Genomic DNA, 23,912 nt, shown 5'->3' with positions numbered 1-23,912 from the left:
GACCAGCCTAGTGAAAACCGCCGCCCGTGCCCGGCGGAAGCCGGGCACGGGCGGCGGCGGTCTCACGTGGACCGCGAAGCGATGAAGTAGATCACAATGCCGATCAGGGCGAGAACTTCGGTCAGGACGAAGGTCGAGTACCCGATCGTCTGCAATTTTCCCCGAGCTTCGGGCTGCCGCGCGGAACCGTTGATGACGGCTGCGAAGATGAGTCCCACGCCGATTCCCGGGCCGATCGCGCCGAGCCCGTAGCCGATGGCGGCGAGGCCCTGGTTGATGGAGGCGGTTTCGGCCAGAACGATGTCCCTCATGGGCATTCCCCTTTACGTCGGTGCGCTGAAGCAAGGACAGGGTCGTGCGGAGGCGCCGAGAATCGACAGCTGTCGTCGGGTGAACGGAATTCACCGGGCGGAACACTCGAAGGGATTCCCCCGGAACCGAGCGGTTCCGTACCCCGAGGATATCACGGAATACGGACGTCCCGCCCGAAAGCGAAATGCGCGGGTGAATCAGGCGAGCGCCGGGGTCAGGTCCATGTGAACGCGGTAGTCGCGCACGCGGTCCCCGGCGAGCCGGATGACCGTGACGCACGGCAGGGCCAGCGGCGTGCCGTCGGGGGCCGCCGTCTCGACGGTGAAGCGGCAGAACAGCTGGTCGCCGACCGCCGCGACCTGGTCGACGACGTGGCGCACCCACGGCAGGGCTCCCGCCGCGCCGGCCGTCGCCGCGGTGATCGCGGCCCGGCCGGTCAGCGGCGGGTTGTTGCCGAACACGTACGTCGCGTCGTCGGTGAACCACGACGCGAACGACTCCGCGTCGCCCGCGTCGACCGCCGCGCACAGGGCGCGGACCAGCTCCTCGTGGCTCACTGCTGCAGCGCCAGGCCGTAGCGCGTCATCACCTCGGCGACGAGCTTCATGTCGCGCCCGGGCGGCAGCTGGGAGAGCTCCTCGTAGTAGTTCTCCAGCCCCGGCGGCGAAACCACGGCGATGACGCGCGTCTCCTCGTCGAACGGGTTGCGGAACACGTGCGGCACGCCGCGCGGCATGAGCAGCGAGTCGCCTTGGCCGAGTACGTGCCGGACGCCGTCCAGCTCCACCTCGACCCGGCCCTGGACGCAGGTGAACAGCTCGTCCTCGCGGGTGTGGACGTGGGTCGGCGGGCCGCCGAGGCCCGGCGGCACGACGTACTCGAACAGCGAGTACGCGCCGCCGGTGTCGGCGCCGGTGAGCCGGGCGTGGATGCCCAGGCCGATCGCGCCGAGGTTCGTGCCGTCGCCGGGGCGGATCACGCCGGTCGCGGTGTCCATTCGGGACTCCTTTCTACAGCGGGGCTTTCGCGGGTTCGGGGGTGTTTTCCAGCCGGGCCAGCACCTTCGGCCCGAGCGAGCGGTAGGCGGCCGGCGACACCGGGTTCAGCCAGTGCGTGAAGCGGGTGAACCGGCCGAGCTGGACGCCGAGGTCGCCGAGCACCTCGTCGACGTTGTGGATGGAGAACGGGATGATCTTCGTGCCGTGGCAGTGGTGCCCGCCCGTCGCGACGTCGAGGAAGGCGAGCTGGGCGACGACGTCCTCGCGCCGGGCCGGTTCGTCCGGCAGGGTCAGCGCGCCGCCGAGGTCCGCCGCGATCCACAGTGCCGCCATCTCGGCGTTGAGCGGGCTGAAGAACGAGGAGTTGTAGCCGTTGAAGTACAGGCCGGGCACGCCGATCGGCTGGATCTGGCGGTACAGCAGGAAGTTCCCGCGGTCGTCGAAGAGCCGGTCCCGGACCGGCGCGGGCAGGAACGGCACGCCCTGGCTGAAGCCGGTCGCGCAGACGACCAGGTCGGCGGGCAACGCGGTGCCGTCGGCCAGCTCCGCACCCGTCCGGCCGTCGGCGGTCAGCCGCGCGATCACCGTGTCGCGGTGGACGCGGATCGACCCGTCCGCGACGCCTTCGAAGAACCCTTCGGTCGCGAGGCCGATCGCGTTCTTGACGATGTCCTCCATCCGGCCGCGCGGGACGAGGTCGTGCTTCGCGAGCCCGAACTGCCGCACCGACACCGTGCCGATGGAGTTCAGCATCGAGCGCCGCAGCCGGTTTCCGGGGCCGTGCAGGAACTTCTCGAAGCCGCGCAGCCACCGGTAGCGGAACAGGGCCTCGCCCAGCCGGGTCAGCAGCAGCACCTTGAAGTTGAGCACGCCCGCGACCTTGCGCGGCACCTTCCACAGCAGCTGGCGGGCGATGACGTCGGTGCTCGCGGCGACCTCGCTGATCGCGACCGTCACGTCGCAGGCGGACTTGCCGTAGCCCACGACGAGCACGTGCCTGTCCCGCGCGGCTTCGACGTCGTGGAAGTCCGAGCCGGCCAGCAGCCGCCCGCCCGCGGACTCGAACTCCGCGCGGCCGGGGAACTCCGGGAGCGCGGGCTCGCAGAACACGCCGTTGGCGACGACGACCCGGTCGTAGGCCGCGGCCCCCTGCGCCGCGGTCGTCACCACCCAGCGGCCGCCGTCGGGCACCGCCGACGTCACCTCGGTGCCGAGCCGCAGGTGCGGGGTGACGCCGAACTCGCAGGCGTAGGCGGCGAGGTACTCCTGGATCTGCGCGCCCGTGGGCCATTCCGGGAACTCCCGCGGCATCGGGAAGTCCGAAAAGGAGTACTGCGCCTTGGGGCTCTGCGTGGTCAGCCCGGGGTAGCGCCGGGTGCGGCTCCACACACCGCCGACGTCCGGGGCCTTCTCGAACACCTCGATGTCGTGGCCGGCCTGCAGCAGCACCTTGGCCGTGGTCAGCCCGGCGAGCCCGGCCCCGATGATCGCGACGCGCATGCCTGGTCCTCCTCGTCGAGCACCCGTGCCGGTGACCCGGCTCGGCGTGCGCCACAGCCTGGATCAGCCGCCGCGGCGGACCAACGGCGAGTCCTGTTCACTGGGACGGCAGGTCGGGCCGGGGCACCGCCCACCGCCGCGCGGCGTAGGCGCGGCTCGCCGCGGCGGCCGCCATCCGCACGGCCGGCCCGATCCGGTCGGGCTGCACGGCGGCGGTGGGCCCGGTGACCGACAGGGCGGCGGTGACGTTGCCGGTGAAGTCGAAGATCGGGGCCGCGACGCAGCTGATGCCGGCGATGCCCTCCTCGCGGTCGTGGGCCCAGCCCTGCTCGTGCACGACGGCCAGTTCGCGTGCCAGCGCTTCGGCGCCGGTGATGGTCCGCGCGGTGCGCCGGGTGAGCCCGCCGGCGACGACCGCGCCGACCGTTTCGGCGTCCGACCAGGCGAGGATCGCCCGGCCCAGCCCGGAGCAGTGCGCCGGGACGAACCCGCCGACCTGGTCGAGCATCGGCAGCTGCCGGTGCCCGCTGATCTTCTCGACGACCAGCACCCGGGTGCCTTCGAGAACGCCGAGCTGCACGGTCGTCTTCGCCGCCGCGTAGAGGTCCTGCAGGTACGGCAGGACGGCCTCCCGCAGCTCGTGGCGCACCGGGACCAGGCCGGACAGCTCGAACAGGCGGTTGCCGATCCGGTACTTCTCCCCCGGCTTGTCCAGCCAGCCCAACTCGATCATCCGGGCCGCGGTGCGGTGCACGGTCGAGCGCGGCAGGCCGGAGCGCTCGACGAGCCGGGACAGCGTCAGCTCGCGGTGCGCCATGTCGAACGCGCCCAGCAACGCCGCGGCTCGTTCGAGCGCGCCGTCGTGGGAGTCCCGGGCAGTGGGACTCATCCTTGGTCACCGGGGGTCATGGCCCGAATGTAGGACACATCATGGAGACCAACCAGTCCTTCGCGAAACGCCGCCGCGTCGCGCTCGTCGGCGGCGGTGCCGGTGGCATCGGCTCGGCCTGCGCGGCCGCCCTGCACGCGAGCGGGCACGACGTCGTGCTCGCGGGCCGCACGGAGGCCACGCTCGCCGAAACGGCGATCGAGCTCGGACCCGGCGCCGGCTACGTCGTCTGCGACCTCGCGGACCCGGCCGCGGCGGCCGGCGCGGTGGCGCAGGTGCACGAGCGGCACGGTTCGCTCGACGTCGTCGTGGCCACCGCGGGCGGCCCGGCGCCGGGTGGCGTGTTCGACGTCCCCGCCGAGCAGTGGCACCACGACCTCGACCTGCTCGTCCTCGGCCCGCTGGCCCTGATGCGGGCCGCGTTGCCCGCGATGGCCGAGCGCGGGTTCGGTCGCGTCGTCGTGCTCACCTCGACCGCGGTGCGGCAGCCGCAGCCGGGGCTCGCCGCCTCGACGGTCCTGCGGTCGGCGACGACGGCCGCGGCGAAGCTGGCCGCGCTCGAGTACGCCGACCGCGGCGTCACGGTGAACTGCGTCGCCGTCGGCGCGACGCTCACCGCGCGGCGCCTCGAAGTCGTGCGCAGCCGGGCCGGCGCGGCGGGGGTCGACGTCGCGACCGCGCTGGCCGAGGACCTCGCCGCCATCCCCGCCGGCCGGGCCGCCGCACCGCGCGAAGTCGCGGCCGCGGTGGCGTTCCTGGCCTCGCCCGAAGCAGGGTATGTCACCGGATCCGTGCTGACCGTCGACGGCGGCCGCACGGAATGCCCAGCCTGAGAGGTGCGTTCATGACCGGCTTCGTCCTGACCGACTTCCTCGCGAGCCTCAGCCACACCGTCCGCCCCGGCCGGCAGCGGCCGCTCGTCGTGCACGACGGCGAACTCGAGCAGCTCCCGCCCGGCGCGGTGCCGAACCCGACGTCGCTGCGGATCGCCGGGAAGCTGCCGACCACGACGTTCGAGCTGTTCCGGCAGGTGATCCCGGCCGGCGAGAGCTCGGACATGCAGCGCCACCACCACGAGACCGTCCACTTCGTCCTGAGCGGCGACGGCCACAGCGAGATCGAAGACGAAACCGTCGGGTGGACGGCCGGCTCGTTCGTCTACACCCCGCCGTGGACCTGGCACCGCCACTTCAACGACTCGGCCGAGCACCCGGTCGAGTTCCTGACCATCGAAAACTCGCGGCTGCTGGACCTGTTCGGGCTCGGCCGCCGCCAGAGCGCGGGCCTCGCGACCATGGCCGAGGCCCGGCACCAGGAGGACCGATGACGACTTCGCCGATCCCCGGCCACGTCGGGATCTGGGGCGAGCTGGGCGAGCTCGAGCACACGCTGCGCTACGTGGACGTGCCGCTGGACGGCCGTCCGGTGCGGACGCGGGTCCTGCGGGCGGGCGCCGGGCCGGACCTGGTGCTGCTGCACGGCACCGGCGGGCACCTCGAGGCCTACGCCCGCGACCTGGCCGGGCTGGCGCGCGACTTCCGCGTCACGGTCTACGACATGGTCGGCCACGGCTGGTCGGACCTGCCCGACCGGCCGTACACGATCGACGTCCTCGCCGGGCACCTCGTGTCCCTTTTGGACGTTCTCGGCATCGACCGGGCCCACCTGTCGGGCGAGTCGCTCGGCGGCTGGGTGGCCGCCTGGACCGCCGCGCACCACCCGGACCGCGTGGACCGCCTGGTGCTCAACACCCCGGGCAACATCGCGAACAAGCCCGCGGTGATGGCCCGGATGCGCGACAGCACGATGGCCGCGGTGCTCGACCCCAGCGACGAGACCGTGCGCCGCCGCGTCGAGTTCCTGTTCCACCACAAGGAGATGGTCACCGACGAGCTGGTGAACCTGCGCCGCCGGGTCTACTCGCGGCCGGGGTTCGTCCGGGCGATCACCAACACGCTGGTGCTGCAGGACCCGGCGGTGCGCAAGGACTTCGCGTGGGACCCGGCGTGGGTGTCGCGAGTGAAGGCGCCGACGTTGCTGCTGTGGACGAGCCACGACCCCACGGGCGGGCTCGACGAGGCCGAACTGCTGCTCGGCTGGCTGCCCGACGCGCGGCTGCACGTCATCGACGACGCCGGGCACTGGCCGCAGTGGGAGCAGGTCGGGGAGTTCCTCGACGTCCACCGCACCTGGCTGCTGTCCGGAGAGGACCCGTCCTGATGGCCGGGATCGCCGGGTTCGCCGGGATGTCCCACAGCCCGTTCGCGACGTTGCTGCCGCCGCCGGCCGCGGGCGGGCCGGGCGCGAAGTTCCTCGCCGACGCTTCGCTGGCGCGCCGCGCGGTGGAAGCGCTGGCCCCGGACGCGATCGTCGTGATCGGGCCCGACCACTTCCACGGCAATTTCTACGACGTGATGCCGCCGTTCGTGCTGGGCGTCGAGCACGCGGTCGGGTTCGGGGACTTCGGCAGCACCGAAGGCCCGCTTCCGGTCGCGGGTGCCCTGGCGTGGTCCGTCCACAACGGACTGACCGAGGCCGGGTTCGACGTGTCGCTGTCGTATTCGCTGACGGTCGACCACGGAATCGCGCAGACCTACGAGATGCTCACCGGGTCCGGGGTGCCGATGGTGCCGCTGGTCGTCAACACCGCGGCGCCGCCGTTGCCTTCGCTGCGTCGGTGCGTCGCCCTGGGCGAGGCGCTGGGCGCGGCGCTGCGGTCGGCCGACGTCGCCGGGCGTGTCCTGGTGGCGGCGAGCGGCGGGCTGTCGCACTGGCTGCCCTCCAACGACCCGCGCGAAGTGGCGGGTGAACGCCGGGAGTCCCTGATCCACGGCCGCGCGGACGTCCGGGCGTTCGCCGCGGCGCGCGAACCCCGCGTCCGCGCGATGGGCGGCGACCCGGCCGCCCGGGTCAACACGGAGTGGGACCGGTGGTTCCTCGACCGCCTGTCCGAGAACGATGCCGGTTCGGTCGCCGACCTCGGCCACGAGAAGCTGGAAGACCTGGCGGGCAGCGGCGGCCACGAGGTGCGCTGCTGGCTGATCGGCCAGGTCGCCACCGGGGCACCGCTTTCGTGGACGAGCTACGAGCCGGTGCCGGAGTGGATCACCGGGATGGGCATCGGCACGACGTTCCCGGTCACCTGACCACGGCGCGGGCACGCCGAAAGAGGCCTGCGAACGGCACCGATCCTGCTACGCTGGGCAACCGACCGGTTCGGCCCGGGGGGAGGATCGTCAGGTGGTGTCCCAGGTCCTCGCGAGTACTTCGGCGCTCGACGCGGGCAGCTGGACCGACATCCTCGGCGCGGCGATCACGGTCCTCCTGGCCGCCAGCGGTCTTCTCGTCTGGGTCTTTTCGAAACGAGCCCGCGCCCGGTCCGCCCTGCGCCGCCTCGGGGTCGAGGTCTCCGACAGCTCGTTGAGCCGGCGGATCGCCGACGACGACCGGAAGGCGGTCCGGCTGCTGCTGCGGGCCGGAGTCCGCGCCGACGCCCGGGTCGACGGCCGGACACCGCTGCAGACGGCGGTCGAATCCGGTGACAAGCAGCTGATCGGCCTGCTCCTGCGGCACGCTCCCGGCGAAGCCGTCGTCGACGAGCTGCTGCGCCGCTCCCCCGGCCCGGCCGCGGCTGCCGGACCGGGCCTCACCGTGCTCGCCGGCGTCCAGGAGGTCCTCGACCACATCCAGGGGCTGATCGCGACCGACGTGGTGCCCGCCGAGCGGACGGAGGTGCTGAACCTCGGTCTCGACCTCGAAGTCGTGCAGACCTTCCTGCTCTACCGGCTGATCTTCCAGAAGAACCTCCAGAACCTCGACTACCACGGGATGCTGATCGACGGGACCGCCGAGCGGATCCGCCCGATCGTCGACGGCGGCAGCTCGATCCACACCGGGACCGCGGCCGCGGTCGTCGAGAAGGTCGGCAACCAGATCGCCGAGAACGCGGCCTTCCTCCGGCGCAGCAACATCTCGATCGAGATCCGGTCCTACGACCTGCCTCCGGTGCTGCACGGTTTCCTCGTGGACGACCGCCACCTGTACCTCGGCTTCACCGAGTTCGCGCAGGGCAAGCTGCACGGCGGTGAGTTCGGCTACCTCTACTTCGACAGCAAGGGCGCGGACCCCATGACCGCCCACCTCTTCCGGGTGTACCGCTCGTGGTTCGAACACCACTGGAAGCACGGCACTCGGCTGTGCGCCTCCTGAAAGGACGGCAATGCTGGTCATCGGGCACCGCGGGGCGGCAGGCCACGCACCGGAGAACACCCTGGTGTCGGTCGAGAAGGCGATCGGGCTCGGCGTGGACATGGTCGAGATCGACGTCCAGCCCACGCGCGACGGCCGGCTCGTGGTGTTCCACGACAAGCTCCTCGACCGCGTGACCGACGAATCCGGCTACCTCTGGGACCTCGACCACGACGAGCTGCGCGCCCGGGTCCGGGTCGGCGGCGAGCCGGTACCGCTGCTCGCCGAGGTGTGCGAACTGCTGCGCGGAACCGCGGTCCGGCTGATGGCGGAGGTCCTCACCCCCGGGACGGTCGACGCGGTGCTCAAGACGGTCCTCGAGAGCCTCCCGGCGGACCAGTGCGCGATCGCTTCGTTCCACCACGACGTGGTCCGCGAAGCCGCCGCCGGGCACCCCTACGTGGACACGATCGCCCTCGTCGAGGCGGCCCCGATCGACCCGGTGCGCATGGCCCGGGAAGCCGGCGCCCGCTGCGCCGGGCTGGGCTTCGAGTCGATCCGCCCGGAGCAGGTCACGGCGCTGCAGGAGGCGGCGATCCCGGTCTACGCCTGGACGGTCAACGACCCGCGTGAAATCGCGCGCGCGGTGCGGCTCGGCGTTGACGGCATCATCACCGACCACCCCGACCGCGTGCCCCGCTGAACCGCTCAGGGTTTGCGGGCGACGACGCCGGCGATGAGGCGCTGGGCGGTGTTGAGGGGCTTGAGGTTCGGGCCGTCCGACCACCAGTTCGCCAGCAGCACGATGCCCGGGTCCACCAGCTCCAGGCCGGGCAGCAATTCCTTGATCTCGGCCTCGGTGCGGGCGGTGGCGCCGCCCAGGGAGCCGCGGGCGATGGCGTCCTGGAAGGCCGCCATCGTGTCGTGGTCGCCGCCCTCGCCCGGGTCGAACAGGTGCGAGATCGCGACGTAGGAGCCCGAAGGCAGCGCGTCGACGTACTCGCGCATGATCTCGGCCGGGCGGTGCCGGTCGCCCTTGTGGTGGTGCAGGGTGGCCACGAACATCAGGGCGATCGGCCGCGTCCAGTCGAGGTGCTCGCGCACGACCTCGTGCCCGAGGATCGACTTGGGCTCGAAGATGTCGCCGGCGACGAACCGGGTCCGCTCGTTCTCCTCCAGCAGCGCCTGGCCGTGCGCGACCACGACCGGGTCGTTGTCGACGTAGACGACCTTCGCCAGCTTGTCCACGCGCTGCACGACCTGGTGCACGTTCTCCGTGGTCGGCAGGCCCGACCCGCAGTCGAGGTACTGGTCGACCCCGGCCCGCTCGGCGAGGAACCGGCAGACCCGGATCAGGTACCGGCGGTTCTCCAGGGCCAGGTCGGCGACCTCGGGCATGACCTGCCGCAGCCGGGCCAGCTCGTCCCGGTCGACCTGGTAGTGGTCCTTGCCGCCCAGCACGTAGTCGTACATGCGCGCGATGCTCGCCCGGCTCGGATCGACCCCGACCGGCGTGTTCGGGCCGGTCCCCACCTCGGATGCCACAACCAGCTCCCTGTCGTGCCGACGAAGACGGCACCCAGGGTAGTCGAATCACTCTATTCCGTGAAACGGGGTCACCCGGCGAGTCCTTGCTGGGAGAGCCAGTCCTTTGCTACGTCGGCGGCCTTCTCGCCGTCGGAGTCGACGCGCTTGTTCAGTTCCCGCATGCCTTCCGTCGTCAGCTTCGCGCTCACCGCGTTGACCACGGCCGTGAAGTCCGCGCCCCGCTCGTCGAGCACCTTCTTGTTCACCGCCGGGACGACGTTCTCCGTCGGCACCATGGCCAGGTCGTCCTTCAGCGCCACGTACTTGGCGTCGCCGGCCAGCGGGCTCACCGAGTCGACCGGGATGACCGTGACGGCCCCGGAGTCGAGCTGCTGGACCCGCGGCCCGAGCTCCTGGACGGTCTGGAACGTCGCGTTCGTCAGCTTGTAGACGTCCGTGAAGCCCTTGAAGCAGGTCAGCCGCTTCTCGCACTCCGGGCCGCCGGCGAGGACGACCTTGTCGAGCTTCTTGAGGTCGCCGATCGACGTGAGGCCCTCGGACTTCGCCAGGTCGGCCTTCACGATGTAGGTGTTCTTGTCCTCCGCCGCCGCGTAGTCCAGCAGCGAGACGCCGCTGGGCTCGAGCAGCTTCGCCAGCTGTTCGTGCTCGCCCTTGGCGTCCTTCACCGGGTCCTTGCCGAAGCCGGCGGCGATCGCCGAGCCCTGGTACTCCGGGATGAACTGCAGCTCGCCGCTCTTGAGCGACGGGTAGATCAGCTCCCGCGAACCGAGGTTCAGCTTGCGCGTGACCGGGTAGCCCTTGGCCTCCAGCGCGCCCGCGTAGATCTCGGCCAGGATCTGGCTGTCGGTGAAGTTGAAGGACGCGACGACGATCGGCGCCCCGCCCTTGCCCGCCGCGGCGGGTTTGCCGTCCCCGCCGCCGCACGCCGTCAGGCCCAGCGCGGCCACCGCCACCAGTGCGGCCACTCGGATGTTCCGGGTCCAGCCCACGTCCCACGCTCCTCAGTCAAGATCGGACGTGAGGACCCTAACCAGCACCACCGACAGAAACCACATGCTGGGAATCACCCGGCGAGGTGCCCACGCAACGTCGAGCCGGTGTATCCGGTCCGGTACCGGCCCTTGGCCTGCAGGATCGGCACGACGTGGTCGACGAACGCGGTCAGCTCGTAGGGCAGCGTGGATCCCATGATGGTGAACCCGTCGACGGCCCCGGCGTCCTGCCAGGTGAGCACGTGGTCGGCGAGCTGCTCCGGCGTGCCGACGAAGTGCGTCTGCCCCGCTCCCCCGGTGATCCGGGCGGCGATTTCGCGCAGCGGGGCGCCGGGACGTTCGCGGGCCGCCGCGGCCAGCTGCTGCAGGCGGCTCGACCCGCCTTCGGCCCGCAGCTCCGCGGGCAGCGGGGCGTCGGGGTCGAACGCGTCCGGGTCGAGGCCGGCGGTGTAGAGCGCGTTCTGCCAGCGGAACTCCGGGCTGGCCAGCTCTTCGAGCCGCTCGGCCCGGGCCTTCGCCTCGGCCTCGGTGCCGCCGAGGGTCACCATCAGGGCGGGCAGCACCCGCACGTCCGCCGGGTTCCGGCCCGCCGCGACGACCTGGGCGTCCAGCTCGGCGCGGAACTTCACCGCGGCTTCCAGCGACGGCGGCCCGGAGAACACCAGCTCGGCGTACCGCGCGGCGAGCCCGATGCCGGCGGCCGACTGTCCCGCCTGGACGAGCACCGGCCGCCCCTGCGGCGACCGCGGGAACGGCAGCACGCCTTCGACGTCGTAGAACTTCCCGTGGAAGCGCGGCGCGTGCAGCTTGGCGCGGTCGGCCCAGACGCCCTTTTCGCGGTCGCCCACGATCGCGTCCTCGTCCCAGCTGTCCCACACGCGGGTGACGACGTCCACGAACTCGTGGGCGCGCTCGTACCGGTCGGCGTGGTCGGGGTGGGCCTTCTCGCCGAAGTTCGCCGCGGCCAGCGACGTGATGGTGGTGACGATGTTCCAGCCGGCGCGGCCGCCGCTGAGGTGGTCGAGCGTGGCGAACCGGCGGGCGAGCTCCCACGGCTTGTTGTAGGTCGTCGAGCCCGTGCCGATCAGGCCGATGTCCGTGGTGACCGCGGCCAGGGCCGAGAGCACCGAAACCGGGTCGAACTGCGTCTGCGGCAGGTGCGTGACGCGGTATTCGGCGATCGCGATGTTGTCGGCCAGGAAGATCGAGTCCATCAGCCCGCGCTCGGCGGTGCGCGCGATGTCCGCGTAGTACGGCAGGCCGAGCACGCCGCGGACGTCGTCGCCGACGACCCGCCACGCGGACTCGTGGTAGCCGTTGGGCCAGATGAAGGCGGTGAAGTGCAGTTGGTTCGCGCTCACGGAGCGGCTCCTTCGACGGTGCTCGCGGCGTCGGCGACGCTCCGCCCGTGGACGGCGGGACGCCCGCCGTACGGGTCCTGGTCACTCCACAATGCCGTGGGCGCGGCCGCGCGCACCACCGGGACGACCTCCGAGGCGAAGCGCTCGAGCATGGCGAGCTGCTGCTCGTGCGGGATCATGGTGGGCAGGCTGAACGACTGCAGGTCGTGCCCGAACGCCTCGTGCCACCACAGGATCTTCTCGGCGATCTGCTGGGGGCTGCCGACGAGGACGGGCCCGCGCGCGATCGCGTCGTCGATCGTCGGGAACTCCATCGCGTTGCCCGGGGTGTGGTTGCCGGGCTGGTTGAAGAAGGCGACGATCTTCTCGTACGTCGGGCCGAACGCGTCCCGGGCTTCCTGGGTGGTGTCGGCCAGGTACAGGAAGCCGGCGCCCGCGCCGACGAAGGCGAAGCGCGGGTCGTGGCCGTGTTCGGCGTACAGCTTGCGGTAGTGCTCGATCAGCACGGTGTAGTTGTCGCGCGGCTGGATCGCGTTGGCGGAGAAGAGCGGGTCGCCCCACCGGGCCGCCAGCTCGGCCGAGGTCCGCGTGGTCGCCGAGCCGTGCCAGACGCGGGGCGCGCCGGCGAACGGGCGCGGCAGGCTGGTCACCTCGCGCAGCGGACCGCGGAAGCGCCCTTCCCAGGTGACGTCCTCTTCGCGCCAGAGGCGGCGCAGCAGCTCGTACTTCTCGGCGAGCGCGTCCCACTGGTCGCCGTTGCCGATGCCGAACATCGGCAGCTGGCGCAGCTCGTTGCCCTTGCCGATGACCAGCTCGAGCCGGCCGCGGGAGAGCTGGTCGACGGTGGCGTAGTCCTCGGCGACGCGCAGCGGGTCGTGGATCGACAGGACCGACACGCCGGTCTGGATCCGGACCCGGCTGGTCGTCGCGGCGATCGCGCCGAGCAGCACGGTCACGCCGCTGCTCAGGAAGTGCCCGGCGTGCCGTTCGCCGAGCGCGACGGCGTCGAAGCCGAACTCTTCGGCGTAGCGCGCGGAGGTGAGCGCCTGGGCGAAGCGCTCGTCGGTGCGGATCCGGCGACCGGTCACCGGGTTCGTCAAGTGGGGCAGGATGTCCAGCACCTGGAATCTCATCGCGGGCTCCGTCCGGCTCGTGGGACACGATCATCGTGCCGACAAGGGACACCCGTCCGTCAAGCCGTTCCAGCCACCGGGCGGACTTCGCGCGGCGGCGGTCACGGCCCAGACTCGCGGCCATGACGAGCACTGCGACGTCCGAGGTGCTGCAGGTCAGCATCCGCATCGACCTCACGGGCCCGGCCGGTGACGCGGCCCTCGTCGCCGCCCGGCTGGCCACGGCGCTGGACGGCCTGGCGAGCGTCGACGTCACCACGATCCGCCGGCCGCCGCGCCTGCGGCTGGTGTCGGATCCGGTGCTGCGCATCGAGACCGGCGCCCGGCGCGCGCTCTTGCTCGGCGCGCCGCTCGCGCTGACGCGGCTCGAGTTCGACCTGCTGCGCTTCCTGCGCGCGCACCCGGACCGCGTCTTCACCCGCGCCGCGCTGAAGACCGCGTTGTGGCCGCGGCAGGACGGCAACGACCGGACCGTCGACGTCCACGTCCGGAAGCTGCGAGCGAAGCTCGAACCGCACCTCGACCCGATCACGACGGTCCGCGGGATCGGCTACCGCTTCGAAGGTTCGGCGCCGGTGGCCCTGGACTGAGTCCTCAGTGGACGATCCGCCGGAACGCCTCGCGCTCCCGCCGTGACAACGGGACCGTCGGCGCGTCCGGCCGCGGCACCGGCACCACCGACGCGGGTTCGAACGGCGGGACCGGCGGCACGAGCACCCAGCCGATCCCGGTGAACGCCCAGCCGAGCGCGCGCACCATCCGCTTCATCGGGCACTCCTCTCGCCGTCGGGACATTCTCGGCGCACCGGCGCCGCCGCCCCAGTGCGTCCACATCCTGAAAAGACGAGCAGGGCGCAGAAGGCGAGCGCCGCCCCGAGGATCGCCGAGCCGGTCCAGCCCGCGACGTCGTACAGCGCGGTCGTCGCGGCGGCGCCGAGGGCGGAACCGACCGAGTAGAACACCATGTAGCCGCCGATCGCGCTGCTCGTGCGGTCGGCGTAGCGGTTCGTGAGGACGTGCTGGTTGCCGACGTGCACGACCTGGACGGCGAAGTCGAGCACCACCACGCCGGCGATCGGCACGAGCAGCGACCACTCGAGCTGCCCGATCGCGAGCCACGAGCCGAGCAGGAGGACGAGCGCGACGCCGGTGATCCGCCGGCCGTGCCCCGCGTCGTTCCCGCGGCCGGCCCGGGCCGCCCCCAGCGCGCCCGCCAGCCCGGCGACGCCGAAGAGCCCGATGTGCGTTTCGCTCAGGTGCCACGGATCTCCGGCCAGCGGTAGTGCCACGCCGCTCCAGAACGTGCCGAAGGAGGCGAAGAGGAAGAACGCGATCAGCCCGCGGCCGAGGAACACCCGCTGGGTGAACATCCCGCCCAGGGAACGGAGAACCCGCCCGTAGCCTCCGGTCCCGGAGCGAGCGTCGGCGGGCAGTGCGACCAGGCAGAGCACGCACAGGGCGGCGGCGAGGACCGCCAGGACGACGTACGCGCCGCGCCAGCCCCACAGATCGGCCAGGACGCCGGTGACCGTCCGCGCGCCGAGGATGCCGATCACCACGCCGGACGTGACGACGCCGAGGTTGCGTCCCCGCTCGCCGGGCGGGGACAGCGCGGCCGCGTAGGCGACGGCGGTCTGCACGACCACCGCGAAGAGTCCCGCGAGCGCGAGACCGCCGAACGCCACCCAGCCGGCGGGCGCGGTCGCCGTGACCGCCAGGCCGGCCGCCACCAGCCCGAGGTGGGCCGCGATCAGCCGGCCGCGGTCGAGCAGGTCGCCCAGCGGCACCAGCAGCACCAGCCCGACGAGGTAGCCGAGCTGCCCGGCGGCCACGAACCAGCCGACCGCGTCCCGGGCCACGCCCAGGTCGTCGCCCATCGGGCCGAGCACGGGCTGCCCCGCGTAGACGCCCGCGACCGCCACCCCGCACACGACCGCCAGCAGCAGCCTCGTCCCGCGCCCCACCACGACCTCCCGATTGGTTGCAATTTGCAACTCATCGGAGCGTAGGTGAGAATGGTTTCAAAACGCAACTCATGGGAGGGCTCGTGACGGCGTGGACGGACCCGGACTGCCCGGTCGCCCGGGCGGCCGACCTGGTCGGCGACCGGTGGAGCCTGCTGATCCTGCGCGACGCGATGGACGGCGCCCGCTCGTTCACGGACTTCCAGCAGCGCACGGGCATCGCGCGCAACATCCTCACCGACCGGCTCCGCAAGCTGACCGCGCACGGCCTGATCGCGCCGGCCGAAGCGGCGTCAGGCAAACGCCGCGGGTACGAGCTCACCCAGGCGGGCAAGGACTTCTTCCCGGTGATCGTCACGCTGCGCCAGTGGGGCGAGCGGCACGCTTTCGCGGCGGGGGAACCCCATTCGGTCCTGGTCGACGAGCACGGCGTCGTCGTCCCGCCACTCGTCCCCGCGGCTCCCGGCGGACGACCACTGACCAGCGAGACGACGACGGTGCGGAAAAGCCGTCAGCGACCCGGCTGACGCGAACGGTGTCCGCGGGGCGTCACCCGAGCTCGATGCCGAACAGCGCGGCGGCGTTGCCGTGCGCGATCTTGCGGCGGTCCAGCTCGCTGATCGGGGCGCGCTCGATCCACTCGGCGGCCCCGGCGTTCTCCGAATAGGGGTAGTCCACGGAGAACATGATGTGGTCGGCGCCGACCGTCAGCACCGCGTTGATCAGCGCGTGGTCGGAAAAGGCGCCGCTGGTGGTGATCCAGACGTTGTCCGCGACGTACTCGGGCAGCGTCCGGCGCGGCCGGTTGCCGAACGGGTTGGCCTCGAACATGGTCTGCGTGCGCCACAGCAGTGCGGGCAGCGCCTCCCCCAGGTGCCCGAGGATCAGCTTCGCCGCCGGGAAGCGGTCGAAGTGCCCGCCCAGCAGCAGCCGCACCGCGTGTGCCGCCGTTTCGGTGCCGAAGCCCCAGGTGGCGCCCTTCATCTCCGGGTGCCCGGCGTAGAGCGCCTGCCCGCCCGGCAGCGACGGCCGCGGGTGCAGGTACAGGGGCACGTCGAGCTCGCAGAGCGTCTCCCAGAAGCCGTGGTAGCGCGGCTCGTCGAGGTAGCTGCCGTGGTCTTCGTCGCCGACGTTCGTGTAGCCGTTGACGAGCACACCCTTGAAGCCGAGCTCGGTGACCGCGCGGCGCAGCTCGGCCGCCGCGTTGTCCGGCTCCTGCACCGCGACCGCGGCGAACGCCGAGTACCGGTCCGGGTGCTTCGCCACCTGCCCGGCGAGGAAGTCGTTCTGCCGCCGCGCTTCCGCCGTCGCCGCCGCGGGGTCGACGATGCCCTGGATGCCCGGCGCGGTGAGCGACAGGATCGTGTGGGCGATGCCCGCCCGGTCCATGCTGCCGAGCCGGACGTCGTCGAACTCGCGCAGCTTCTCCATCACCGGCCGGTAGAACTCGGGCGTCACACCGCCGCGGTGCGACGCGTCGGCGAGCGCTTCCTCGTCGGCCAGCAGCCGGGCGACGCGGTCCGGGTGCTCGTAGGCCTCTTCGAGCGCGATCTTCGGCAGCACCGCCCCACCCCCTTCGTGATCTTCGGCTTCGACCGTACCGCCGTCCGGACGTGAACCGGGTCACTTTTCCCGCCGGTGCCCCGGAGTCCGAGAACCCGTTCCGGGGTTCGTGCGAAGAGCAGGTGAAACTGACCGCGGCGAAAGGCGGGCGATGACCCCGGAAGAACCCGAAGACGACGACGCGAGTGTGATCGCGCGGTCGCAGCAGGAACCGAGCCTGTTCGCGGTGATCTTCGACCGCCACGCCCGGCACATCCACCGCTACCTGGCCCGGCGCCTCGGCGCGGCGGCCGCGGACGACGTCCTCGCCGACACGTTCCTGGTGGCGTTCGACAAGCGGGCCAAATTCGACCTCGCGCGGCCGGACGCGCGCCCGTGGCTCTACGGCATCGCGACGAACCTCGTGTCGCGCCACCGGCGGGCCGAGGTGCGCGAACTCAAGCTCCGCCTCGCCGTCGGACCGCAGGCGCCCGAAGAGGGCCACGCCGACCGGGTCGCCGACCGCGTCTCCGCCCAGGCCCTCGGCGCGGACCTGGACCGCGCCCTCGCCGCGCTGGGCCCGCGCGAGCGGGACGTCCTGCTGCTCGTCGCCGCCGAAGGGCTGGGCTACCAGGAGGTCGCCGAAGCCCTCGCCATTCCCGTCGGCACCGTCAAGTCGCGGCTCAGCCGCGCCCGCGGCCGCGTCCGCGCCGAGCTCGGCGCCCTCGACCCCGTGAAGGAGACCTCGAGCCATGGATGACCTCGACCTGATCCGCGAACGCGCGGAAGCCGTCGGCTTCGCGCCCGCCGAACGGCTCGCCCCGGCCCGGGACCGGCTGCTGGCCGCCGCGCGCGGCGAACGGCCGCACCGCTCCCGGCGCTGGTTCTGGGCCGCCGGCGCCTCGATCGGCCTGGCCGCGGCGATCACCGCGGTCGTCTCGTTCGCCCCGGCCGAGCAGGTGGGCATCGGTCCCGCCGTCGCGAACGCCGACCCGGTGCGGGTGCTGGCCGAAGCGGCGAGTGCGGCCCTCCAAGCGCCCGCGAAGCCCCCGCGCCCGGACCAGTTCCTCTACGTGAAGACGGAGTACCGGGACCACAGCACGCGCGAGATCTGGCTGTCGGTCGATGGCACCCGCGACGGCCTGCTCGGCAAGGACACGAAGTTCCCCGGCTGCCGCGACGGCAAAACGCCCGTCTGGGGCGCCAACGACCCGCGCAGGAACGGCACGCTGGAGGACTGTGCGCCGTCGCCCGCCTACCGGACCGACCTGCCGACGACGGCCGACGCGATGCTCGCCTACCTGAACGCCCACCACAGCGGCGAAAAGGGCGACACCAACGCGATGGGCAAGGACGTGCTCACCATGGCGAACGAGCAGGCCCTGCCCCCCGCGTCCTACGCGGCCCTGTTCCAGGCGGCGGCGAAGGTGCCGGGGCTGCGGGCCCTCGACCACGTCACGGACGCCGCCGGCCGCCCGGGCGTCGGGATCACCTGGCCCAACCCGCCGGGCTCGGCCCCGGAGGCGAAGCCGCTCGTCATCGTCTTCGACGCCACCACGCACCAGTACCTCGGCACCGAGGACAGCGCGGTGACGGTGAAGACGTTCGTCGACGAAGCCGGGCAGCGCCCCTGACGGGCCGGGTTCGCAACCATCCGGCGCTCTCATCCGTGCATTGAAGGTGTGAGGACGACTTCGGATCGACGGCGGCGGTTCCGCGCCCGCGCGGTGACCGTCGCGGTGCTGGTGGGGGCGGGTGCCGCGTTCGCCCACGCCGCGACGGGCACGCTGATCGCCGTGCCCGCCCTGGCCGCTTCGGCCGTCGGGCACAGCCTGCCCGACGCGAGCGCGCTGGGCCGCGCCCCGGCACCACCACCCCCGGCTCCGATCCTCCCGTTCAACGCGAAACTGACGTCCCGGGACATCCCGGTCCCGGGCGGCGGCGTGCGCGACGGCGCGTGCAGCGGCGCACTCGTGGCGCCGCGGTGGGTCGTCACGGCCGGGCACTGCTTCCACGACCTGCAGGACGCCCGGATCGGCGGCCGGCCGCCGTACACGATGACGGTGACGGTCGGGCGGGTGAAGGACAGCGACCCGGGCGGGCACACGGCCCAGGTCGTCGACGTCCGCCAGTCGCCGGTCAACGACCTGGCCGTGGCCGAGCTCAGCGCGCCGGTGGACGACATCACCCCGGTCGCGCTGGCCTCGACCCGCCCGGCGGTCGGCGAGGAGCTGCAGTTCGCGGGCTGGGGCTCGCACTCGGCGACCGTGCTCGGCCCGTCCGACCACCTCAAGCGCGGGCGCTTCCGGGTGTCGGGCATCGGCGGGTCCACGTTGGAGGCCCTGCCGGTGGGCACGCGCACGGTGGACAACGGCCCCTGCCCGGAGGACTCGGGCGGCCCGTTCTTCGTCTCCGGCGACGACCACACCGGGCGGCTGGTGGCCATCGTGAACACCGGGCCGCCGTGCCCGCAGCCGGGCCCCGAGACGATCGCCCGGGTGGACGTCGTCGCGGGCTGGATCCGCGAGCAGACCGGCTGACGTACTGGGACCCGCGTGCGCCGGCCGCAGCGGCCAGCCCGGCGACCCGTGCGACGCGGGCTCCGGCGCGCGGGCCGGCGCCATCGAGCGACTCGCCGACCCGTGCGACGCGGGCTCTGGCGCGCGGCCGCCGAGGGCTCCGGCGCCGCAGGACCGGCGGGCGGCTTCAGGAGGCGAGCGGGATCTCAGCCCAGACGGTCTTGCCGCCGTCGTCGCGGTGGAAGTGGCCGCGGCGGCCCGCACAGGCCGCGACCAGCGTCAGCCCCGTGCCCCTCGGGGCCGCGTCGGGGGCCGCCGGGTCGAACCACGCCGAGCCGCCCGCGTCCTCCACGCCGATCCACACCGCGTCGTCGGTGCAGACCAGCACCGCCCGCAGGGGCCCGGCCGCGTGCCGGACCGCGTTGCCCGCCAGTTCGCCCGAGATCAGCACCACGTCGGCGGCCACGTCGTCCGGGACGGCGCCCGCCGCCAGCCGGTCGCGCACCCACGACCGCACCAGCCTGACCTGCGCCGCCTCCGCCGTGAACCCGAAACTTTCGCGTGTCATCCCTCGCCACCCCCAGATCGCTTCGGGTGCCGGATTCCCGGCGGCGCGGTTTTCACACCCGGGTTAGCACGAACGGACGCACCCGATCGCCGCTCAACCACCATTTACCGGGCGATTCCGGCCGTTCACCGCAGACCTCGGCGCCAAGCTGTTACACCGCACGCCCGGCGCGCGACAACACCGTGGAACATCCGAGGGGAAAGCGGGGTCGATGACGGGCGAACGAAAGGTGCGGTTGCAGCTGGGCACCCGCGCGGTCTCGGTCCCCGCCGGGCACGGCCACGAAGTGCTGGAGTACGCCGGGGTGACGGTGCTGCGCGTCGAAGACGGCGAACCGGTCGGGCAGGCGTGGATCCCGGTCGGGCAGTGCCCGAGCTTCGCCGACGACGAAGCGCTGATCGCCGCGTGGCACGAAGCCGTGGTGTGGAGCCGCTCCCCCAGTGACGCGTGAGGCCGCTCACAGCTGTCACAGCGTCCGGGCACGCGGTGTCTCTGGGCCGAACCCGTTCAGCTGAGGAGACACCATGGCCGTGCCCACCGAAGTGGTCGTGATCGGCGGCGGATACGCCGGCGTCATGGCCGCCAACCGCCTGACCCGTCGCGACGACGTCGCCGTGACCCTGGTCAACCCGCGTCCGCACTTCGTCGAGCGGATCCGCCTGCACCAGCTCGCCGCCGGCACCCACGACGCCGTCACCGGCTTCCGCGACGTCCTGGCCGAGCGCGTCCGGCTGGTCGTCGGCACCGTGACGACGATCGACCCGGCCGCGCGCGAGGTCCGGCTGTCCGAGGCGGACGTCCTCGGCTACGACTACCTCGTCTACGCGGTCGGCAGCGGCCGCCCGGACGTGCCCCGATTCGCCTATCCCGTCACGACGTTCGAAGAGGCCCGGCGACTGCGGCCGGTCGTCGCGGCCGCCGCCACCGTGACGGTCGTCGGCGCCGGCCCGGCCGGGATCGAGACCGCGGCGGAACTGGCGGAGACGGGCCGTGACGTCACGCTCGTGTGCGGCGGCGAACTGGGGCCGTACCTGCACCCGAAGGGGCGCCGCGCCGTGGCCGCGCGGCTCGCTTCGCTGGGTGTCACGGTGCTCGCCGACGCCGTGGCGAGCGAGGTGACGCGCGACGCCGTGCGGCTCGCCGACGGCCGCGAGCTGCCGAGCGAGGTGACCGTCTGGACCACCGGGTTCGGCGTGCCGGACCTGGCCGCGCGCAGCGGGTTGAGCACCGACGCGCTGGGCCGCCTCCGCACCGACGAGACGCTGACCAGCGTCGACGACGACCGGGTCGTCGCGGCCGGCGACGCGGCGGCGCCGTCGGACCTGCCGTACCGGATGGGCTGCCAGTCCGCGGTCCAGCTGGGCCCGCAGGCGGCCGAAACCGTGCTCAGCCGGATCGCGGGCACCCGGCCCGCGCCCGCCGACGTCGGGTTCGCCGGAGTCTGCCTGAGCCTGGGCCGGCGCGCCGGGGTCTTCCAGTTCGCCCGCCGCGACGACACCGCGGTCCGCTTCCACCTCGGCGGCCGGCTGGGCGCGAAGGTGAAGGAGCTCGTCTGCCGCGGCACGGTCAAGCAGCTGGCGGGCGAGGCCCGCAAGCCCGGCGCCCGCAACGTCTGGCTCAAGGACACCCGGCGCCGGGAACTGCTGCGAACGCCCTCGGTCGACGCCTGACGGCCCGGGGTGCCGAGGCGCGCGCCTCGGCACCTCGCGCCGCGACTCCGGACTTTTCACCCGATCGACCCAAGTCCATTGTGGACACAAAGGTCAGGCGGCGCTCACCGCAGCGCGAACACCATGCCGATGTCGGCCGCCTGCTGGACCGGGTCCTGCACGGCCTCGACCGCGAACCCGCGCTCGCCGAACACCTCGCGGACGCGGTCGCGGTTCTCCGTCCAGCGTTCCACCTCGACGACCGCCTGCCGGACCAGTGGCCAGTGCCGGTCCTCGATGCCGCGCAGGACCTCCAGCTCGGCACCCTCGACGTCGACCTTGAGCAGGTCGACGCGGTCGATGCCCTCCTCGTCGAGCACCGGGGACAGCGGCCGGACGCGGACCCGGTGCGTCTCGAGCTGCCGCATCACCTTCAGCTTGCGGCCGACGAGCCCCCGCAGCACGGGGGCGGGGACACGGCGTGCCGCCGGGCCGAGGCCGCCCTGCCGGATCATCTCGACGATGCTGGCGGTGACCCGCCGCCGTTCCGCTTCGACGTTGCCCGAGTCCCGCCACGACGACGAGAAGATCGTCGCGCCCGGGAAGTAGCTGAAGTCGAGCTCGTCCTCACCGGACGCCAGCCCGAAAGGCAGCGCTTTCAGCTTGCCCGCGAAGAAGTCGCGGCCGTTGCGGTCGAGCTTCTCGTGGAGCGGGGGCAGCGGCTCGAAGGCGTAGATCCGCACGTCGCCGTCCAGCCGTTCGTACACCGCCGCGGAGAAGACGCCGACGTTGGCCCCGACGTCCAGGACGGTCGCGCCGGGCGTGAGCTCGATGCCGTGCGCGAAGTAGCCGCCGACCTCTTCGCGCAGGAACGACACTTCCCACGGGTTGATGCTGTGCAGGTCCATCGTCACGGGCAGAGGCTTATCAGCCCTCGCACCGGAGGTCCAGACCCATTGGTAGGTCGCTCGATCGTGGCGCGGCCGCTCCGGCCACACTGGGAGCCCGCCGATCCGAAGGGACGCCCATGACCGCGACGCCGATCTCCCGGGTGCACGACCTGCTGTTGGCGCGCGGCTGGCGGCTCGACGGCGAAACCCCGCCGGCGGACGCCGGGTTCCTCGACGACCCGGCCGCGGGCTGGTCCTACCCCGCCAGCTTCGGCGGCGAACGGACGAACGAGGTCGCGGACGCGACGCCGACCCCGCTGCGGTGCCACTTCACCTTCGGCGACGACGGCGAAGTCGTGTTCGCGGTCGTCCCGGCGGGCAACCCGCGCGGCAGCGGCTGCGCGAAGCACGACACCGCCGAGCGGCAGTTCGCGGGCCCGATCGATCTCGGCGCGCTCACCGCGTTGCTCGACGAGCTGGAGTCCCGGGCGCGGGCGCACGACGTCCGCGCGCTGGTGGAGTGCCTCTACTTCGGGCCCTGCGCGGCCTGACCGGACAGACCCCGGCGCGTTCCTTGACGAACGGGCCCGGCCTCCTTAGGTTGTCGAGACATAGGACGTCAGACATCCCATGTCCTACCTCGACGAGGAGGTCGAACCCCGGTGTCCCCCCTGCGCAGGTTCAGCACGATCTTCCTGGCGGCGGCCACGACCGCCGTGTCCCTCACCCCCGCGGCCCTCGCCGGCCCGGCGCACGGCTGCACGTCCTCCGTCGCGTTCACCTCCGGCACCGAGGGCTACGACACCTTCCGCATCCCCGCGGTGGTCCGCGCCGCGAACGGGTCGCTGGTCGCGTTCGCCGAGGGGAGACGGGATTCCGCCGGCGACTCCGGAGCCATCCGGACCGTGTCGCGCACCTCGGCCGACGGCGGCTGCACCTGGGGTCCGCTGTCCGTGGTGGACAGCAACGGCGACGCCACCGCCGGCAACCCGGCACCCGTGGTCACGCGCGACGGTGAGCTCGTTCTGCTGACTGTCCACAACGGACTCGTCTCGGAGAGGCAGATCATGTTCGGGCAGGCGTCCGCTCGGGACACCCGCCGCGTGTTCGTCCTGCGCAGCCGCGACAACGGGCGCACCTGGAGCCCCGCGCGCGACATCACGGCCGGCACCAAGCTGCCCGGCTGGCGGTGGTACGCCACCGGGCCCGGGCACGCCACGCTGCTGCGGCACGGCCCGCACGCGGGCCGGATCGTCGTGCCCGCCAACCACTCCGGCTCGCCGCCCGCGGGCTCGGCCGACGTCGGCACCGAGGCGAAGTACTACGGCGGCCACGACCTCTACAGCGACGACGACGGCCGCACCTGGCACCTCGGCTTCACCGACGACCGCACCGACGGCGTCGTCGCCGCGAACGAGACGTCGGCGACCGAGCTGCCCGACGGCACGCTGTACTTCTCCAGCCGCAACCAGGGTTCGGCCGCCGCGCACCGCGTCGACGGCTACAGCACCGACGGCGGGAAGACCCTCGTCGAGCCGTACCGGGTGCAGCCGTCGCTGTCCGGGACGAAGGTCGAGGGCAGCGTGCTGCAGACGACGATCCCGTGGCTGCTGCTGTACTCCGGACCGGCGGACCCGGCGACGCGCGCGGTGATGCGGCTGCGGCTGAGCACCGACCGCGGGCGCACGTGGCGCCCGGGCCCCACGCTGACCGGTGGCCCGGCGGCCTACTCCGACCTGGTGCAGACTGACCCCGGCACGGTCGGGCTGCTGTACGAGACGGGCACGGCCGGCCCGTACGAGAAGATCGTGTTCGAGCGGCTCTCCCTGGGGAGCCTCGCCTCGGACCACTGACGGAGG

29 protein-coding genes are annotated in these 23,912 nt (G+C 72.7%); 15 read left to right on the top strand and 14 right to left on the bottom strand.

Annotated elements, in window-relative coordinates:
* Positions 1–62: 62 nt before the first annotated feature.
* From ACWEN0_RS30535 to ACWEN0_RS30515, 5 genes are all read right to left on the bottom strand, one after another.
* Complete coding sequence (locus ACWEN0_RS30535) at positions 63–311, bottom strand: ATP F0F1 synthase subunit C (protein ID WP_451981130.1); 249 nt, start codon at positions 309–311, stop codon at positions 63–65.
* A gap of 198 nt (positions 312–509) precedes the next feature.
* On the bottom strand, positions 510–869 hold the full coding sequence (locus tag ACWEN0_RS30530) for a nuclear transport factor 2 family protein (RefSeq protein ID WP_451981129.1): 360 nt from the start codon (positions 867–869) through the stop codon (positions 510–512).
* The gene (locus tag ACWEN0_RS30525; RefSeq protein WP_451981126.1) at positions 866–1,309 is read right to left on the bottom strand and encodes a cupin domain-containing protein; all 444 of its coding nucleotides are present in this window, start codon (positions 1,307–1,309) and stop codon (positions 866–868) included. Before ACWEN0_RS30525 ends, ACWEN0_RS30530 begins: the two co-directional genes overlap by 4 nt.
* 13 nt (positions 1,310–1,322) lie before the next feature.
* Positions 1,323–2,810 (bottom strand): flavin-containing monooxygenase, encoded by a 1,488-nt coding sequence (locus tag ACWEN0_RS30520; protein WP_451981123.1) that lies wholly within the window; start codon positions 2,808–2,810, stop codon positions 1,323–1,325.
* 97 nt (positions 2,811–2,907) lie between these two features.
* Positions 2,908–3,699, bottom strand: a complete 792-nt coding sequence (locus tag ACWEN0_RS30515) for an IclR family transcriptional regulator (RefSeq protein ID WP_451981120.1) — start codon at positions 3,697–3,699, stop codon at positions 2,908–2,910.
* Between the two features lie 41 nt (positions 3,700–3,740).
* On the opposite strand from ACWEN0_RS30515, the gene ACWEN0_RS30510 reads away from it, so the two are divergent.
* From ACWEN0_RS30510 to ACWEN0_RS30485, 6 genes are all read left to right on the top strand, one after another.
* Positions 3,741–4,532 (top strand): SDR family oxidoreductase, encoded by a 792-nt coding sequence (locus ACWEN0_RS30510; protein WP_451981117.1) that lies wholly within the window; start codon positions 3,741–3,743, stop codon positions 4,530–4,532.
* An 11-nt stretch (positions 4,533–4,543) separates the two neighbouring features.
* Positions 4,544–5,026, top strand: coding sequence for a cupin domain-containing protein (locus tag ACWEN0_RS30505; protein ID WP_451981114.1), 483 nt, complete (start codon positions 4,544–4,546; stop codon positions 5,024–5,026).
* Positions 5,023–5,919: an alpha/beta fold hydrolase gene (locus ACWEN0_RS30500; protein WP_451981111.1), complete on the top strand. Its 897-nt coding sequence runs from the start codon at positions 5,023–5,025 to the stop codon at positions 5,917–5,919. The genes ACWEN0_RS30505 and ACWEN0_RS30500 overlap by 4 nt, the downstream gene beginning before the upstream one ends.
* A complete protein-coding gene (locus tag ACWEN0_RS30495; protein WP_451981108.1) occupies positions 5,919–6,845 on the top strand; it encodes a DODA-type extradiol aromatic ring-opening family dioxygenase in 927 nt (308 codons plus the stop codon). The genes ACWEN0_RS30500 and ACWEN0_RS30495 overlap by 1 nt, the downstream gene beginning before the upstream one ends.
* Positions 6,846–6,939: 94 nt before the next feature.
* On the top strand, positions 6,940–7,908 hold the full coding sequence (locus ACWEN0_RS30490; protein ID WP_451981105.1) for a hypothetical protein: 969 nt from the start codon (positions 6,940–6,942) through the stop codon (positions 7,906–7,908).
* 10 nt (positions 7,909–7,918) lie between these two features.
* Positions 7,919–8,590: a glycerophosphodiester phosphodiesterase gene (locus tag ACWEN0_RS30485; RefSeq protein ID WP_451981102.1), complete on the top strand. Its 672-nt coding sequence runs from the start codon at positions 7,919–7,921 to the stop codon at positions 8,588–8,590.
* A gap of 5 nt (positions 8,591–8,595) precedes the next feature.
* On the opposite strand, the gene ACWEN0_RS30480 is transcribed toward ACWEN0_RS30485, so the two are convergent.
* From ACWEN0_RS30480 to ACWEN0_RS30465, 4 genes are all read right to left on the bottom strand, one after another.
* Entirely contained in the window at positions 8,596–9,432 is an 837-nt protein-coding gene (locus tag ACWEN0_RS30480) for an SAM-dependent methyltransferase (RefSeq protein ID WP_451981099.1), read from the bottom strand.
* 71 nt (positions 9,433–9,503) lie between these two features.
* Positions 9,504–10,424 carry an ABC transporter substrate-binding protein gene (locus ACWEN0_RS30475; protein ID WP_451981097.1) on the bottom strand — a complete coding sequence of 307 codons (921 nt, stop codon included), beginning with the start codon at positions 10,422–10,424 and terminating at the stop codon, positions 9,504–9,506.
* Between the two features lie 74 nt (positions 10,425–10,498).
* A complete protein-coding gene (locus ACWEN0_RS30470; protein WP_451981094.1) occupies positions 10,499–11,788 on the bottom strand; it encodes an NtaA/DmoA family FMN-dependent monooxygenase in 1,290 nt (429 codons plus the stop codon).
* A complete protein-coding gene (locus ACWEN0_RS30465) occupies positions 11,785–12,921 on the bottom strand; it encodes an LLM class flavin-dependent oxidoreductase (RefSeq protein ID WP_451981091.1) in 1,137 nt (378 codons plus the stop codon). Before ACWEN0_RS30465 ends, ACWEN0_RS30470 begins: the two co-directional genes overlap by 4 nt.
* A 122-nt stretch (positions 12,922–13,043) precedes the next feature.
* Here ACWEN0_RS30465 and ACWEN0_RS30460 point away from each other — a divergent pair, with 122 nt between their 5' ends.
* Positions 13,044–13,511 (top strand): winged helix-turn-helix domain-containing protein, encoded by a 468-nt coding sequence (locus ACWEN0_RS30460; protein WP_451981088.1) that lies wholly within the window; start codon positions 13,044–13,046, stop codon positions 13,509–13,511.
* A gap of 4 nt (positions 13,512–13,515) precedes the next feature.
* On the opposite strand, the gene ACWEN0_RS30455 is transcribed toward ACWEN0_RS30460, so the two are convergent.
* The gene (locus ACWEN0_RS30455; protein WP_451981085.1) at positions 13,516–13,689 is read right to left on the bottom strand and encodes a hypothetical protein; all 174 of its coding nucleotides are present in this window, start codon (positions 13,687–13,689) and stop codon (positions 13,516–13,518) included.
* The gene (locus ACWEN0_RS30450) at positions 13,686–14,885 is read right to left on the bottom strand and encodes an MFS transporter (RefSeq protein WP_451981082.1); all 1,200 of its coding nucleotides are present in this window, start codon (positions 14,883–14,885) and stop codon (positions 13,686–13,688) included. The genes ACWEN0_RS30455 and ACWEN0_RS30450 overlap by 4 nt, the downstream gene beginning before the upstream one ends.
* Positions 14,886–14,956: 71 nt before the next feature.
* Here ACWEN0_RS30450 and ACWEN0_RS30445 point away from each other — a divergent pair, with 71 nt between their 5' ends.
* Positions 14,957–15,412 (top strand): winged helix-turn-helix transcriptional regulator, encoded by a 456-nt coding sequence (locus ACWEN0_RS30445; RefSeq protein ID WP_451981080.1) that lies wholly within the window; start codon positions 14,957–14,959, stop codon positions 15,410–15,412.
* 22 nt (positions 15,413–15,434) lie between these two features.
* Here ACWEN0_RS30445 and ACWEN0_RS30440 read toward each other — a convergent pair whose 3' ends face one another.
* Positions 15,435–16,448 (bottom strand): amidohydrolase family protein, encoded by a 1,014-nt coding sequence (locus ACWEN0_RS30440; RefSeq protein ID WP_451981077.1) that lies wholly within the window; start codon positions 16,446–16,448, stop codon positions 15,435–15,437.
* A 151-nt stretch (positions 16,449–16,599) separates the two neighbouring features.
* Between ACWEN0_RS30440 and ACWEN0_RS30435 the strand changes: the two genes are divergently transcribed.
* Genes ACWEN0_RS30435 through ACWEN0_RS30425 form a run of 3 tightly spaced genes read left to right on the top strand, consistent with a single transcriptional unit; the run spans position 16,600 to position 18,967 of the window.
* Positions 16,600–17,187 (top strand): RNA polymerase sigma factor, encoded by a 588-nt coding sequence (locus ACWEN0_RS30435; protein WP_451981074.1) that lies wholly within the window; start codon positions 16,600–16,602, stop codon positions 17,185–17,187.
* A complete protein-coding gene (locus tag ACWEN0_RS30430) occupies positions 17,180–18,061 on the top strand; it encodes a CU044_5270 family protein (protein ID WP_451981071.1) in 882 nt (293 codons plus the stop codon). Before ACWEN0_RS30435 ends, ACWEN0_RS30430 begins: the two co-directional genes overlap by 8 nt.
* A gap of 48 nt (positions 18,062–18,109) precedes the next feature.
* Positions 18,110–18,967: a S1 family peptidase gene (locus tag ACWEN0_RS30425; protein ID WP_451981068.1), complete on the top strand. Its 858-nt coding sequence runs from the start codon at positions 18,110–18,112 to the stop codon at positions 18,965–18,967.
* A 166-nt stretch (positions 18,968–19,133) separates the two neighbouring features.
* Here the strand turns inward: ACWEN0_RS30425 and ACWEN0_RS30420 are convergent, their stop codons facing one another.
* Complete coding sequence (locus ACWEN0_RS30420) at positions 19,134–19,514, bottom strand: ATP-binding protein (protein ID WP_451981065.1); 381 nt, start codon at positions 19,512–19,514, stop codon at positions 19,134–19,136.
* A gap of 211 nt (positions 19,515–19,725) precedes the next feature.
* Here ACWEN0_RS30420 and ACWEN0_RS30415 point away from each other — a divergent pair, with 211 nt between their 5' ends.
* Positions 19,726–19,965: a hypothetical protein gene (locus tag ACWEN0_RS30415; protein ID WP_451981062.1), complete on the top strand. Its 240-nt coding sequence runs from the start codon at positions 19,726–19,728 to the stop codon at positions 19,963–19,965.
* A 73-nt stretch (positions 19,966–20,038) separates the two neighbouring features.
* On the top strand, positions 20,039–21,184 hold the full coding sequence (locus ACWEN0_RS30410; RefSeq protein ID WP_451981059.1) for an NAD(P)/FAD-dependent oxidoreductase: 1,146 nt from the start codon (positions 20,039–20,041) through the stop codon (positions 21,182–21,184).
* 104 nt (positions 21,185–21,288) lie between these two features.
* On the opposite strand, the gene ACWEN0_RS30405 is transcribed toward ACWEN0_RS30410, so the two are convergent.
* The gene (locus ACWEN0_RS30405) at positions 21,289–22,071 is read right to left on the bottom strand and encodes an FkbM family methyltransferase (RefSeq protein ID WP_451981552.1); all 783 of its coding nucleotides are present in this window, start codon (positions 22,069–22,071) and stop codon (positions 21,289–21,291) included.
* A gap of 119 nt (positions 22,072–22,190) precedes the next feature.
* Here ACWEN0_RS30405 and ACWEN0_RS30400 point away from each other — a divergent pair, with 119 nt between their 5' ends.
* Positions 22,191–22,604 carry a hypothetical protein gene (locus ACWEN0_RS30400; protein WP_451981056.1) on the top strand — a complete coding sequence of 138 codons (414 nt, stop codon included), beginning with the start codon at positions 22,191–22,193 and terminating at the stop codon, positions 22,602–22,604.
* A gap of 111 nt (positions 22,605–22,715) precedes the next feature.
* Complete coding sequence (locus tag ACWEN0_RS30395; protein ID WP_451981053.1) at positions 22,716–23,906, top strand: sialidase family protein; 1,191 nt, start codon at positions 22,716–22,718, stop codon at positions 23,904–23,906.
* Positions 23,907–23,912: the final 6 nt, after the last annotated feature.

The sequence above is a fragment of the Amycolatopsis sp. NPDC004378 genome (assembly GCF_053602455.1).
The sequence above is the reverse complement of the archived record's forward strand: the minus strand, read 5'-3'. Positions and strand labels throughout refer to the sequence as shown.